This is a genomic window from Bdellovibrio reynosensis (genome assembly GCF_022814725.1).
Classification (GTDB): domain Bacteria; phylum Bdellovibrionota; class Bdellovibrionia; order Bdellovibrionales; family Bdellovibrionaceae; genus Bdellovibrio; species Bdellovibrio reynosensis.
Map to the genome: position 1 here is coordinate 899,994 of NZ_CP093442.1, position 13,837 is coordinate 913,830.

Annotated in this window: 16 protein-coding genes; 10 read left to right on the forward strand and 6 right to left on the reverse strand. The window is 43.4% G+C overall.

The features are described 5' to 3' along the window. The first annotated feature begins 173 nt into the window (after positions 1–173). The 3 genes from MNR06_RS04145 to MNR06_RS04155 are packed head-to-tail and all read left to right on the forward strand — an operon-like array spanning position 174 to position 2,487. Positions 174–596 (forward strand): response regulator, encoded by a 423-nt coding sequence (locus MNR06_RS04145; RefSeq protein ID WP_243538932.1) that lies wholly within the window; start codon positions 174–176, stop codon positions 594–596. Positions 597–613: 17 nt separating this feature from the next. Further along, positions 614–1,111, forward strand: a complete 498-nt coding sequence (locus MNR06_RS04150) for a chemotaxis protein CheX (RefSeq protein ID WP_243538935.1) — start codon at positions 614–616, stop codon at positions 1,109–1,111. Further along, positions 1,111–2,487 (forward strand): HD-GYP domain-containing protein, encoded by a 1,377-nt coding sequence (locus tag MNR06_RS04155; RefSeq protein WP_243538937.1) that lies wholly within the window; start codon positions 1,111–1,113, stop codon positions 2,485–2,487. Before MNR06_RS04150 ends, MNR06_RS04155 begins: the two co-directional genes overlap by 1 nt. Here MNR06_RS04155 and MNR06_RS04160 read toward each other — a convergent pair. Together MNR06_RS04160 and MNR06_RS04165 are read right to left on the reverse strand one after the other, a co-directional pair. Then, on the reverse strand, positions 2,476–3,090 hold the full coding sequence (locus MNR06_RS04160) for an RDD family protein (RefSeq protein WP_243538939.1): 615 nt from the start codon (positions 3,088–3,090) through the stop codon (positions 2,476–2,478). The genes MNR06_RS04155 and MNR06_RS04160 overlap by 12 nt on opposite strands. After that, complete coding sequence (locus MNR06_RS04165) at positions 3,083–4,288, reverse strand: CCA tRNA nucleotidyltransferase (protein WP_243538941.1); 1,206 nt, start codon at positions 4,286–4,288, stop codon at positions 3,083–3,085. The genes MNR06_RS04160 and MNR06_RS04165 overlap by 8 nt, the downstream gene beginning before the upstream one ends. A gap of 47 nt (positions 4,289–4,335) precedes the next feature. Between MNR06_RS04165 and queG the strand changes: the two genes are divergently transcribed. Continuing rightward, positions 4,336–5,394 (forward strand): tRNA epoxyqueuosine(34) reductase QueG, encoded by a 1,059-nt coding sequence (queG, locus tag MNR06_RS04170; protein WP_243538943.1) that lies wholly within the window; start codon positions 4,336–4,338, stop codon positions 5,392–5,394. Here queG and MNR06_RS04175 read toward each other — a convergent pair. Further along, a complete protein-coding gene (locus MNR06_RS04175) occupies positions 5,391–5,903 on the reverse strand; it encodes a hypothetical protein (RefSeq protein WP_243538946.1) in 513 nt (170 codons plus the stop codon). The two genes, queG and MNR06_RS04175, sit on opposite strands and share 4 nt — an antisense overlap. A gap of 35 nt (positions 5,904–5,938) precedes the next feature. On the opposite strand from MNR06_RS04175, the gene MNR06_RS04180 reads away from it, so the two are divergent. Further along, on the forward strand, positions 5,939–6,865 hold the full coding sequence (locus MNR06_RS04180; protein WP_243538947.1) for an HD-GYP domain-containing protein: 927 nt from the start codon (positions 5,939–5,941) through the stop codon (positions 6,863–6,865). Positions 6,866–6,878: 13 nt separating this feature from the next. Here MNR06_RS04180 and MNR06_RS04185 read toward each other — a convergent pair whose 3' ends face one another. Further along, complete coding sequence (locus tag MNR06_RS04185; RefSeq protein ID WP_243538950.1) at positions 6,879–7,718, reverse strand: hypothetical protein; 840 nt, start codon at positions 7,716–7,718, stop codon at positions 6,879–6,881. 41 nt (positions 7,719–7,759) lie between these two features. On the opposite strand from MNR06_RS04185, the gene MNR06_RS04190 reads away from it, so the two are divergent. From MNR06_RS04190 to MNR06_RS04210, 5 genes are read left to right on the forward strand one after another with little or no spacing between them, the layout of a single operon-like run. Continuing rightward, a complete protein-coding gene (locus MNR06_RS04190; RefSeq protein WP_243538952.1) occupies positions 7,760–8,479 on the forward strand; it encodes a creatininase family protein in 720 nt (239 codons plus the stop codon). Between the two features lie 44 nt (positions 8,480–8,523). Further along, positions 8,524–9,111, forward strand: a complete 588-nt coding sequence (locus MNR06_RS04195) for a hypothetical protein (RefSeq protein ID WP_243538953.1) — start codon at positions 8,524–8,526, stop codon at positions 9,109–9,111. Continuing rightward, entirely contained in the window at positions 9,111–10,070 is a 960-nt protein-coding gene (locus MNR06_RS04200; protein ID WP_243538955.1) for a formimidoylglutamase, read from the forward strand. Before MNR06_RS04195 ends, MNR06_RS04200 begins: the two co-directional genes overlap by 1 nt. 3 nt (positions 10,071–10,073) lie before the next feature. Then, complete coding sequence (locus tag MNR06_RS04205; protein ID WP_243538957.1) at positions 10,074–11,099, forward strand: threonine aldolase family protein; 1,026 nt, start codon at positions 10,074–10,076, stop codon at positions 11,097–11,099. Next, positions 11,096–12,175: a tryptophan 2,3-dioxygenase family protein gene (locus tag MNR06_RS04210; RefSeq protein ID WP_243538960.1), complete on the forward strand. Its 1,080-nt coding sequence runs from the start codon at positions 11,096–11,098 to the stop codon at positions 12,173–12,175. Before MNR06_RS04205 ends, MNR06_RS04210 begins: the two co-directional genes overlap by 4 nt. Before the next feature lie 80 nt (positions 12,176–12,255). Here MNR06_RS04210 and MNR06_RS04215 read toward each other — a convergent pair whose 3' ends face one another. After that, entirely contained in the window at positions 12,256–12,729 is a 474-nt protein-coding gene (locus MNR06_RS04215; RefSeq protein ID WP_243538962.1) for a peroxiredoxin, read from the reverse strand. Further along, positions 12,719–13,771, reverse strand: a complete 1,053-nt coding sequence (locus tag MNR06_RS04220) for a hypothetical protein (protein WP_243538963.1) — start codon at positions 13,769–13,771, stop codon at positions 12,719–12,721. Before MNR06_RS04220 ends, MNR06_RS04215 begins: the two co-directional genes overlap by 11 nt. Between the last annotated feature and the right edge of the window lie 66 nt (positions 13,772–13,837).

Here is a 13,837-nt window from a genome sequence, read left to right on the forward strand (position 1 = left end):
TCCGTCTAAACCTTGTACGCTGCCTAGGACTCATGTCCAAAATGCAGCACGACCACCTGTAATAAAGTCTGACAAGGTTTTAGAAACTTCGCAATACCTTTGGACTCTAGTTTTTAAAAACTAGACCGATACATATGTGGATTTTACACGATCATATCTTATCAGGAGATATTATGTTTCCCACAAGTACACGTTTTTTAGTCGTCGATGACTTCTCAACTATGCGAAAAATCATCAAAAAAGTGCTTTTGGAGCTTGGTTATACCAACGTCCAGGAGGCCGATGATGGCAAAACGGCCCTGCCCATGATCCAGGCTGCCCATGATGCAGGCCAGCCTTTTGAATTTATTATTTCAGATTGGAACATGCCTGGAATGCAGGGCATCGACCTTTTAAAGAACTGCAAAATGGATCCTCGATTTAAGTCAGTTCCATTCATGCTCGTCACAGCTGAATCTGAGCAAAAACATATTCTTGAAGCAGCCAAAGCCGGCGTTTCTGATTACGTGGTGAAACCATTTAATTCAGCAACTCTGAAAGGCAAGCTTGAGAGATGTTGGGCAAAACACAATTCACCAGTAACTAAGACCGCATAGTCGGGAGAAATTAGAACATGTCTGCTGCTCCAACTCCAATGAACCCCCTCTTTGATAAACGCCTTATCACGGCTTTTGTAAATGGAGTTCAAAGAACATTAAAAGAGATTGCTTCCACAGATGCTACTCCCGGCAAGCCTTTCATCGAACCAACATTTGCGCCTAAGGGTGACATCGCTGGTATGGTGGGAATGGTGGCTCCTCCTATGAAGGGAAGCTTGATCATCTCTTTCAAAAAACAAACGATCTTCGCAATCATCGAAAACATGCTTGGCGAAAAATACGAAGAGATCACTCCGGAAGTTTCTGACGCTGTCGGTGAACTTACGAACATGATCTATGGTTGCGCTAAGACCAGCCTGAACGAACTTGGTTATAAGTTTGAAATGGCTATTCCTACGGTGATCTCCGGAACTTTCAATATCACCCACGCTGAAAAAGGTGCCACTCTTGTCATTCCATTTAATGTGACAGACGGTTCAACTTTCCACGTGGAGATCATGGTTCAGCAATAATGAGCCAGGCCGCAGTGACCGTCGACATTCTTGTCGGTTCTTCGCAAGATTCCTTCTGGAATTCGGTCACTGCCATACTTAAAGGGTACTATCCCTACCAACTTAAAAAATTCTCGGACCCCAGCGACATGCTGGACGAGGATGAAGCGACATTCGATCCCCTGCTTGCTTTGGTTGATGGACAAGCGGGCTTTGATGTCACGAATGAGTGGGTGCAATCCACAAAAATGAAATACCCAAAGGCCCGCGTGATCGTTTTGCACGCCTTTCAACAGCCGTTGGATTTCAACGTCCTTAGAAAAAATGGCTGTGACGAAATCATGCACATCTCTTTTGATCGCGAATTCATTTCAGACATGGTTTTGCAATTAGCACCCATTGAAATGACTGGGGATCACATCCCGATCACCGCTTTAATGCCAGTGGATTTGCGCGACTTGGATTCTGAGGTTGAAATCAACTTTGATGTTTTCGTCCATCTGCCTGCCAATCACCGCTCTGTCTTAATCAGAAAAAAAGGCGGATTAGTTGAAGAAAAGCAGCTTGAAAAATTCCATAGCCTAAAACAGCAAATGTACATTCGAAAAACAGAGATGAAAGCGTTTTTCGAATATGCTAGGCAGGTTTTGACTTTAAGAAATGGGCAATTTCCGATTTCGATGACGGAAAAGTTTCATCGCACTAAGAAGTCCATCTACGAAATCATGACTCAGTTTTTCAACAATGCGCCGACGGATTTCCAAGAGGGTCGCATCATTACTGAAAAGTGCAAAGGCATCATCGCCGAGCTTGAGCTGTGTAAAGATATGAACACTGACGAACTTGCTAAAGAGATCTTTCGCTATGCTGGCAACTCTCGCTCGAATTATCATGATTGTATTTGTCTAGCGGCCTATGGCGCCTTTTTTGCCCAGCTATTAGGTTGGAATGCTGAAAAACGCGAAAACATCGCTATGGCAGGATTACTTCACAATATTGGTCTTTCGCAAATGCATCCGACCACAGCTGAAAAAGATTTTAAACAGTATACGCCGGAAGAAAAGGATCAATTTCATCTTTACCCGGACCGTTCTGTGATAATGGTGAAAAGTAAAAAGGTTCCATTGAACGTGGAAACATCTGAAGCCATCGGTCAACACCGTGAACTGTGCAACGGTAGCGGATTCCCGAAGAAATTAAACCAACAAACCATGAGTGACGTTAGCAAACTTTTAAGTTTTGCCTTTCGTTTCCACGAACTGACGGCTCTTCAAGATAAGATGCAGGCAGCCACTCCCCTTCAGGCATTAGCTCTTTTAAAAGAAAATGCAGTTCAAGGCAGCGGAGACGTGGATCTAATTTCTGCCACACAAATTTTCAAAAAACTAAAAGCCTGATTCCCTTTGTTCCATCAGCTCATCTAAAGCTTCTGTATCAACCAAAGCGCGCACATTTAAAGTTTTAGTCTTAAAATCCACCGTCTTCAAGAAACCTTGGGCCGAGATGATTCCTTCGTAAATATAGAAAAGCAAAAATAATGTTCCCACAAACCAACGGATACGCGGGCGATTGATGCGCGGATTAAACTGCACCACCCGTGTTTCCGCCACCCAGTCAGCCAAATGGGTGCGATCATATCTAAAGAACGCTAATGCATAAATCGCCAGGGAAAAAAACAGGCTCAGACGCTGCACAAGTGGGCGCAGAACACATTGTTGCCAATCAAGCTTTTCATAAGGGTTATTAAAAGGGACAACCTTCAACCCTAAAAGCCACTTTCCGGGTGTCGCCTGCATCATCATCAAAAAGACCATCTCATAGATGGCAGGGATCAATAAAAATAAACCTAGCTGCAAAAATGAAATATGAACTTCGTCATCGGTAAAAATCAAAAGATAAAACACTTTGATAAACGGAAGATAAAAAATCACGCGGATCATTTGATCGATAAAATGCGCAATCAGGCGCTTCCACGTGCTGGGAACAAAAACCTTATCCATTTGACTCTTTCTTTAAATAATCCTGCAACCAATTCAGTGCCGAATCACGAGTTGTAATTTTAGATTCCAATTGCAAACAGTAAGCTTCAGTCAGGCAAATTCCTATCGACTTTCCTTGCAGATGGCCTTTCACATCTTCACCTGTTAATAGCGGCGCAGGCAAAGTTCCTAAGGTCTTATAAGCTTGCAAAAGATTCTTCATTTCAGCAGCTTTTGCGTGTTGCTCTTGAATTAAAACTTCAAACACAAAAGCGATACCGGGGTCTTGCATGGCTTGCAGTTGTAAGCCCAAACGCAAATGCAAAAACTCTTCAGGTCGTTGAAACGTTGTCCATGCTCTTAAGATAGCACGCAAATCTTTGGTTGATAAACGCAGCATCTGCAAACTGCTTTGCACTTCCTGAATTTCAGCTTTTCTAAAGAACAAAGACAATAGCTGCCAATCTTCAGTGCCACCGAAAGTGCCCTGCCAAGAATTATCCCTTTCGCGAAACGGAAATAGATGACGAAGAAGGCCTGAATCCGACATGATCTTTAAGCCCTTTGCTACGGCTTTAGACTTTAAAAGCTTGATCATTTCATCTCTTAAACGCTCTCCACTGACTGTCTTTACTTCCGCTGCCATGGTCTGCAAAGCTAGGTAAGTTTTATTTTCTAAAGTAAAATCCAGTTGCGCAACAAAGCGAGCGGCCCGCAGCAAGCGTAAGTGATCTTCTTTAAATCTCTGCTCTGCAATTCCCACCGTGCGCAAGGTGTGCGCTTTAAGATCCTCTTGCCCTTGTACGAAATCCAAAACCTTGTTTTGCGCCAAATCGTAGAACAGAGCATTCACGGTAAAATCACGGCGTTTGGCATCTTCTTCAGGGGATGAAAAATGGACTTCGTCAGGGCGGCGCCCATCAGCATAGGTGCCATCGGTGCGGAAGGTGGCAACCTCAATATCCGCTCCATCTTGCAAAACCCGCATGACCCCGAAAACTTTACCAACGTTCACGGTTTTATCAAAAAGGGCCTCTATTTGATCTGGAGTCGCATCTGTTGCCACATCCAGGTCATTGGCAGGAATGGAAAGCAAAGCATCGCGCACGCAGCCCCCGGCTAAAAAGGCCTTGTAGCCATGACTATCCAGTTTATGGTAGATAGCCTTCACCGCGGGCCAATGGGGATGGGATTCTAGAAGCTCTTGCACCTTTGACATTCCACTATCTTAAAAAAACTGCGGCCTGAAAGAAAGAGAAGATTCGCGTGACGCCACAGGAGATAAAATCTCTGATTGATGAAAATCTGGAAGATTTGGGTTTTTCCCATTTCGGCTTCACGGCATTGGACAAACCTTTAAGTTTTGAATTTTATAAAAGTTGGATCGCCGAAGGACTTCATGGCGATATGAAATACCTAGAAGACCACGCCCCGATCAAAGAAGATCCTACAAGCAAATGGCCTCGGGCCCAAAGCGCATTGGTTTTCGCCATCCCCTACTATCCACATCCAGAAAAGAAGACCGATTTCCCGATAAAGAATGCGCGAGTTAGTTTGTATGCCCAAGGGATGGACTACCATTTCTGGTTTAAAGAAAGAATGCTTTCTGTTTGTAAAAGCCTTCAGGAAATTTTTCCGGCAGAGGAATTTTTGCCATTTACCGATAGCAGTCCCGTGCTTGAAAGGGATTTAGCAAAAAGAGCCGGCCTTGGCTGGGTGGGGAAAAACACCTGTCTGATCCATCCGAAAAAAGGCAGTCTGTTTTTCATCGGCGAAATTTACACTTCTTTGCAGCTTAAAACCGAGATCGAACCGCTTCCTGATTTTTGCGGCACCTGCACTCGATGTATTGATATTTGCCCGACCGGCGCACTTTTAGAGCCTAAAAGGATGGATGCACGAAAATGTATTTCCTATTTAACCATTGAATCCCGCCAAGTTCCTGCCGAAGAACTGCGTCCCATGATCGGTGATTGGTTTTTTGGTTGCGACCTTTGCCAAACCGTCTGCCCTTGGAATCAAAAAGTTTTTAAAGGGCAATTAAACATCGACAAAGTACTTTCTTTAGACAGTTCAAGTGAATCTTTACTAGCGGATGACCTAAAGTACATCCTTAGCTCTTCAGGGAAAAAACTAACCAAGGATTTTAACGGTACTCCGCTTGCACGGGCAGGTTCTTTTGGTTTAAAGCGCAATGCCTTGATTGTCGTGGCAAATCGCAAATTAAAGAATCTTTCAGAAGAAGTTAAGGCATTACTTGAACATGAAAAACTGGGCGAACTCGCCCAGTGGACTTTAAAAAAATTGGCTGACGATAACGTCTAAAGACCGAGTTTTTTCAGCAAATCGTCGATATCGGTCTGCGCCATCTTCTGACTACTTCCCGCCCCCACGCTTGATTTATATTCCTCGCTAAATTGGCTAGAAACCCATCTTAATCTTTCGATGAAAGCCTCTGGGATATTTTGCTTTAATTCAGAAGTGCTTTGATTGATGTTCTCTAGCAAAACTTCTAAAGTTTCTGTGGCATCCAGTAATAATCCCACACACACATTAAAAAACTGTTTATTCGCTGTTATTTGGGAAGCCTTGTAGCCGACCGCTTTACAAACTGCCGAGTAATCAGCAATCATGTGCAAAGCGTGATCTTCAGAAGCCATCAATGCCAAACTTTTTGCTCCACCCATAATGCGGTCAACAAGGTTACCATAATCTGCAAGTTTTAATACTTGCGTGAAGTCCCCTTCAATACTTTCCAATAAGTCGAGCATCTCTGGAATTAAGGTCTTTGACTCATCAACGAAATCTTCTACAATTGCTTTATCTATAGACATACAAAAACGATAGCAATTGAAGGACACTCTAGGCAATGGATTATGTTTCTATTCGTGTAAGCACTCTCAGAGGCGATCAGAAAATTGATTTTAATGCTTACATTAAGATCAACGAGAAAATGGTACTTTACCTTCGTCGTGGGGACAGCTTTGAGGGCGATCGTTTAAAACGTCTCGTAGACAAAAAACTTCGAAAAATGTACATCCTTTCTGCCGAGGAATTGAACTATCGCGGTTACCTTCAACGCAATATCGAAGGCGCTTATGATGACAATTCAAAAAACGATTTAAAAACCCGCGCAGAAATCATTCAAGGGTCCCAACAAAGCAATGTCGAAGAAGTTTTTGAAAATCCAGAAAACGTGGAAGCGTATAATTACGCGAAAGACTCTGCTGGCAAATACGTCAACTTTATTACTACGAATGCTCAAGCCGTCTCTAATATTCTGAACATTGATAATGCTGATAAAAACATTGCCCATCATGGGGTTACAGTAAGTACGCTTTCTGTGGCTTTAGCTCAGAAACTGGGAATCACCGATAGCAAGAAAATGCAGCTACTAACCTTAGGCGCGCTATTGCATGATTATGGCCATCAAGGCTCAGCTTTGAACGTGAATCAGCCATTGGATAAAATGTCTGCGAGCGATAAAGACATGTGGCAGAAACACCCTGTCGACGGCGCACATAAGGTTCGCGACAAGAAACACTTTGATACTTCAGTCATTAACATCATTGCGCAGCATGAAGAGACAATTAATGGATCTGGCCCCCAAGGACTTAAAGAAAAAGATCAAGATCCATTGGCAATGATCGTTTCGTCAGCGAATGCTTTGGACCGTTTGATTACTTTTGAAAACGTGGCGAAAAACGAAGCCGCAAAAAAGTTGATGTTGGATCACGTGGGTAAACATCCACTGCAACACATTCAATTTTTAGGTGAAATTATCAAAGGGGTTTAGCGCCCCTTTTGAATTATCGAACCAAGAAGCCACCGTCGGCTAAAGCTTGCACTTTATTTTGCCAGCGACTTTTATCTAATGCTTCTGGCAGGCCTTCACTGATCATAGCAGCTTCGATCAATTGATCTTCCGTGTACTTGCGATCTTCATGCAAAAGATCCAGAAGCTTTGCTTCATAGATATCTAAAGTTCGCTCGGAAATATTTTTTGCGTTTTTCTTGTAAGCCAGGCCATACATGCCAGCATCCCGTGCAAGATAGCTATTATTCGTTGTCAGGGTCACAATCTGCAAACTGGTGCTGGTCGAAATCAATCCCGATTCTAAAACTTCCGTATCAAAGGGCTGTACTTCAAGCCAAGCTTGCTCCCACTCCCAATGTGCAAGTTCTAGAATTTCTTTTTTCTCTGGGAATTTGCCGCGCAAGAATCCTACGAAATAGCGCCAATGATCTTGTAAAAGCCAACTGCTCCAGTCCATTTCTTGTAGATAGGCCGTGCAGATTTTATTTCCCGTAAAGCCCAAGGCTTTTTGCGTGCGCGGAAAAATTCGCGCAAACATCTTCTTATGCTCTTCTTCTAAATCAAGATCAGACCCTATCACGGACTGTAAAGGGCGAAGCCATTGTAAAGTTCGTAAAAGCTCTGCGCGATAAATCTCTAGAACAGAATCACTGATCAAGTCTTCGTAGGTCTGCAAAATAAATTGTTTGGTTTTTTGCAGTTCCTCAATTTGTTGGCGGCGCAAAGAACCTACGCCCACAACGTCAAGATCACGCACAATGAGCACTTCAGAATCCGGAATGGGACCTTGCAAAGGAAAACATAACTGACTTGTTTCGTTATCTGTAGACATTTGCGGATATCTTAGTTGCACTGAAGGCACTGGAGCAAGCAATGTCGATGAATCTGCAAGAAAAAACCTGGGTGCAAGTTGAAGAATATCTAAAATCTAACAAACACATCATCGTTCCCGTGGGATCCACGGAACAACACGGCCCTACGGGACTCATCGGTATCGATTACCTTTCATCATGGGAAATTGCGAAAGCTGTCGGCGAAAAAACAAAAACCATGGTAGCTCCGCCACTGTGTTTTGGAATGGCCGTTCATCACATGGCTTTCCCGGGAACCATCAGCTTTTCACCGATCACTTACATCCAAGTGATCACTGAAATCATACAAAGCTTGGGAAAGCATGGTTTCAGCAAATTTACTTTCATCAACGGCCATGGCGGCAATATCGCGCCATTGACTTCCGCTTTCTGCCAAGCCAAACAAGACAAAGAAACTTTTGATATTAAATTATTCAACTGGTGGCATTTACCAGAAGTGACTGCTTACGAAAGCAAAGTTTTTGGTAACGAAAATGGTTTCCACGCTACTTGCGGCGAAATCTCTGTGACAATGTACACTCACCCTGAAGCGTACCAAGAAATTCCCGCGATGAGCTTTCAACCAACCAAAGATCGCCCGCATTGGCCAATGGCTCCAAAAGAGTTTCGCGAAGCCTTTCCCGATGGAAGAATGGGTTCAAATCCCAGCCTGTGCACGCCCGAACACGGCAAAATGCTATTTAATTTAGCAGTTGACTCTATCTGTCAAAAGCTCGAGTAGAAATACTATTGACCCGACTCACGAGCCATGGAACAAGGTGGGGCATGAGACTATTGCTTTTCGTCCTCAGCCTTACTGTTTCAGTTGGTGCTTTCGCATCTCAACCTCTTGTTGGGAATGTTGAACGTAACACCAATGGCGTGGTGTTGATCACTAATTCTGCCACTTGTTATCGTTATACAATCAATGCACAAACAGAAGATGCTGCCATCAGCATTCGCAAACTTTCAACTGGCGATGCCGTGACTGCTTCGGGCGTTTTAAACGACGACAGCTGCACAGCTCATATCGACAGCATTGATTACGTCGGTCTTCGCAAAATGTTGGGTTACTGGTACAGCGATGAAGGCATCATCACTGTGAAGGATTTTAATTCTTTAAGCTACTACCCAATCAAGTTAAAAGAATTCCAATTGGGCATTTCATTTAGAACTGCGGATCCAATTAATTACCGTTACAGCGTGACTCCGTCTGTGGGTAAGGAATGGGTTGTTTTTCTTTCTGATACAAAAAGTACGACCTTTGCGACGATTCAATTCAACAAAGGAACAGCTGTTATGAAGATCTATGATCCAGATAACGGCGAAGTGACTAAAACCCTGCGCTTAGCTAAGTGGGGCGACCTGAAATAATGAGCTGGTTTCATCCCATCGACAAACATCTTCTTTTCACCAAAAACGATAAAGAAGATCCACGTCTTGGTGAATGCGTCCAGGTCCTTCATAAGGGCGACCTGTCTCAACTCTCTCTACACGACTACGACTTCGCCATCATCGGCTTTCCCGATGACGAAGGTATTTCGCTTAATGGCGGCCGGCCAGGCGCTCAACAAGCTCCCCGTGAAATTCGCACTTATCTTTACAAAATGACTCCTCACTTACAGTCGACAACTCTTCCAAAAATTTTGGATATTGGCGATTTGGTGGATAAAGAAAAGAAAATTGGCGAACGCCACGAAAAGGCCCGCGAAACCACAAGAACTATCGCCCAGTCTGGCAAACGCTGGATTTCTTTAGGTGGGGGTCATGACTATGGTTACTGCGATGGCGCTGGCTTTCTAGATGTCTTTAAGAACGATGCTGTCTTGATCAATTTTGATGCCCACATGGATGTTCGCCCGACTGATAAGGGCTTTAACTCTGGCACTCCTTTTCATCGCGTGCTTTCAGAATTTAACGGCCAAGTGGACTTTGCGGAAGTTGGCATTCAAAACCAGTGCAACAGCAAAGCGCACATCAAGTGGGCCGAAGATAAAGGCGCTAGCATCTTTACTTTGGATCACATCAATGAACAGGGACTGCAAAAAACTTTGCAACAGTATATGCAAGGCAAAGAGCAGAAAAAAGTTTTCCTTAGTGTCGACATTGATGCTTTCACTTCTAGTGAAGCTCCTGGCTGCAGCCAATCTTGGACGACGGGGCTCTTCACCAAAGATTTCTTAGTTTCTTTAAATTGGTTGATTGCCAATTTTGATGTGCGTGGAGTCGGTATCTATGAAGTGTCGCCCCCTTTAGACCAAGACAATCGCACCAGCAAATTGGCTGCGTTGATCCTGCATAACTATATCTTTAATTCTCTTCGTAAGGCCTAGAACATGAAGCGCGGCTTTGGCAGTGACAATCATGCTGGCACTCACCCGCAGATCCTGGCGGCATTGCAGGCAGCCAATGTCGAGCATGCCCCGGCTTATGGCACAGATGAATGGACAGAAAAAGCCAATCAAGAGTTTCGTGCGCAGTTTGGCTCTGAAGCCCAAGTGTTTTTTGTATTTAACGGAACTGCCGCCAACGTAACCGCTTTAAGAGCTTTGGCAAAGCCCCATCAATCTGTATTTTGTTCTGACGTGTCCCACATTAATGTTGATGAATGTGGTGCCCCTGAATACATGGCCGGTTGCAAATTGATCGCACTTCCTTCGGTGAATGGAAAGCTGACTGTGGAAGAGCTTGAAAAAGCCTTCATCCGCAGAGGCGACCAACACTATTCACAAACTCAAGTTTTAAGTCTGACCCAACCTACGGAATTAGGAACCACTTATTCCATGGAAGAATTAAAAACTCTGATCACTTGGGCGAAAGATCGTAAGCTTTATGTGCATGTTGATGGAGCTCGTTTAGCGAACGCCGCCATTCACTTAAAAAAATCATTTAAAGAATTCACGACCGAACTAGGCGTCGATGCCGTTTCTTTCGGTGGAACCAAAAATGGTTTGATGATGGGCGAGGCTGTGGTGTTCTTAAACAAGTCCTTAAGCCTTGATTTTAAGTACATCCGTAAACAGTGCGCGCAACTGCCTTCTAAAACCCGCTTTATCGCTGCGCAATTTGAAGCCTATTTCAAACAAGATCTTTGGCAAAAGATCGCGAATCATTCTTACGAGATGGCCCATTATCTTTATAATGCCGTCAAAGATATTCCAGGCGTGGAAATTCGCGAGGTCCCGCAAAGCAATGCGGTCTTCGCTAAAGTACCAAGTGCTTGGGTAAAGACCTTACGAGAACATTATTTTTTCTATGTGTGGGACGAAAACACATTTGAATGCCGTTGGATGACTTCTTGGGACACCCAAAAAGAAGACATCGACGGATTTGCTAAAATTTTAAAGGAGCTGGCACGATGAAATATCCTCCGGTGCATTATCATAAATATTTGGGCCTAGATGCTTTGTTAAATTCGCAACATCCAAAGAGTGTTGAATACAAAAAGCCTGCCCATGATGAAATGCTTTTCATCGTCGTTCACCAAACCTACGAACTTTGGTTTAAGCAAATTATTTTCGAATTAGATGCTGTCCTTAAGACATTTCAGAAAGATCAAATCGAAGAAACTGAAATGGGCATGGCAAGTTCCCGCCTAGAAAGAATCGTTAGCATTTTAAAATTGATCATTGGCCAAGTGGATGTTTTAGAAACTATGACTCCGCTGGATTTCCTAGATTTCCGCGACATGCTTTATCCAGCTTCTGGCTTTCAAAGCTTTCAATGGCGTTTGATTGAAACGAAGTTAGGTCTGCGCATCGGCGATCGCCTTGCTTACAATCAAGCACCGTTCTTTAAGTCTTTAACGGAAGAACAACAAAACGAAATTCAATCCGTTTTAAATTCTTCTTCATTATTTGATTCTTTAGAAAAATGGTTAGCACGCACACCATTCCTGCAGGATGAAAACTTCAATTTCTGGGATACGTACAAAAATGCAGTGACTACGATGTTTAACGAAGACATCGCCACTGTGAACAACAACACTCGTTTGAGTGATGAAGATAAAAAAAGAAACATCGAAGGTCTAACAAATACACTTAGAAGTTTTGACGCCCTTTTTGATGAATCCGCTTTTGAAAAATTGCGTGGCGAAGGCCAATTCCGTCTTAGTTACAAAGCTATGCATGCGGCCTTGTTAATTCAGCTTTATCGCGATCAACCGATTCTTCAAACTCCGTTTAGAATCATCCGTGCTCTTTTAGATATCGATGAGACGATGACTACATGGCGCTATCGTCATGCGCTGATGGCGATGCGCATGTTAGGTCAAAAGATTGGAACTGGCGGTTCTTCAGGTCACAAGTACTTGGCAGAAGCCACAGCGAAGCACAAGATCTTTGGGGATTTCTTTAACTTGACGACGTTCTTTATTCCGCGCTCACAGGTGCCACCGTTACCGAAATCTATGAGCGATCGCATGAGCTTCCATTACTAAATCGCCAACAACAGGCTTCGCCGGAATGTTACCTTAGGAAAAAGGGAGTCGAATGACTCCCTTTTTTTTCCAAGAAGTTCCTATTTCAAAGTTTTGATAAACTTTAGCATCTCTGCCGCGTGGCCTTGCGCTTTGATTTTACGAAACTCACCCACAAGCTTCTGATCTTCGTCGATGATGAAAGTGCTACGCTCAATACCCATCACTTTTTTGCCGTACATGTTCTTTTCTTTAATCACGTCAAAGATTTTACACAGCTCTTCGCTTTCATCAGACAGAAGCTCGAACTTAAAGTCATACTTACAAATAAACTTATCGTGGGACTTTAAAGTGTCTCTTGAAATACCGTACACCTCAGTGTTTTGCTTTTTAAACTGGGACAACAGTTCATTAAACTCAATTCCTTCCGTCGTACAACCCGGCGTGCTGTCTTTGGGATAAAAATAAAGAAGAATTTTTTTTCCCTTTTTTGAAGACAAGCTGAAATCTTCACCGGTGGAAGATGGGATTTTGAAATTAGGAACTTTTTTACCGAGTTCAATCTTAGCGGGCACGTGGAATCTCCTCAGTTCCTGGTGGTTGTACCAACGGAACCATCTCATTATTTTGTCGCTGCATTAATACATCAGGATCCACACCAGGCAACGGAGTAATCAATGGCGCCCCCGTTTCATCCTGCGCAGGATCACCAGGCTCTAACACCGCAGGCCCTGCATTTTGATCTTCTGGCTTCGCAGAAGGCGATGGCGACGATGCTGGCGGCGGACTTTGACTGGATGACGGCGTCGCTGCAGGCGTTGCAACGGGTGTAGCTTCGGGAGCGTATAGTTCAGTTTCTAAAACTTTAATTTTTCCCTCTAAAGGAATATCCACTTCGATTTTACGTATGTCAGAAAGGTTTTCATAAACTTTACCGCGCAGTTTGATGAGATTCTTACCTTCTTTTTCATAATCGTATATATCAAGGCGCACCATCTGCTCTTTGCTGCGATCCTGGGCCCAGTCTTTACATTTAAGACTGACTATTTGATTTTTTTCGTTACCCTTAAAATCACAGCGAATGTTTTTATTTAGAATTGTGGCACCAAGACCTAACACTTCTTCAAGGTTTTCAGAATAGAAGGTCGCATAGAAATCCGCTTCTTTTGCTGCAAACACTTCCGCAATTCTTTTTGCATCGGTCTTAGTACTGCACTTTTCAAAAATTTCAAATTTTTGCGGGAACCCGGTCAGACTTTGAATGTCTCTTTTCACCAAGTAACGATCACAGCTAAAAAGAGACTTGTTAGATAATTTAATTCCATTTGAGGACAATAAAGCTCTTTGAATTTTACCAAAAGGAGATTTCCCCATGGGGCGACGCTCATTAGAAAGGACCCACCAGGCTTCACGGTGAATCGCATCGGCTTGTTCAAAGTAGCGAGCGAAATTTTCAAGGGATTTATCACCGGGTTTTACCTCTGGCACCACGGACTTTGCTGCATTATTAGTCATTCCCGTCAGAGGAAGCGTTGAAATGGCCTTAGGCTCTTCCTTCAGTGTGCAAGAAAGTAAAATTAAGAAAAACGCCAAAGATAAGACCACGCAAAGCTTCATTCCCTAAGTCTTGCAAATCAAGACTTTGAAAACAAGAATTTCCTTTACCACCTTTAAGCCCATACT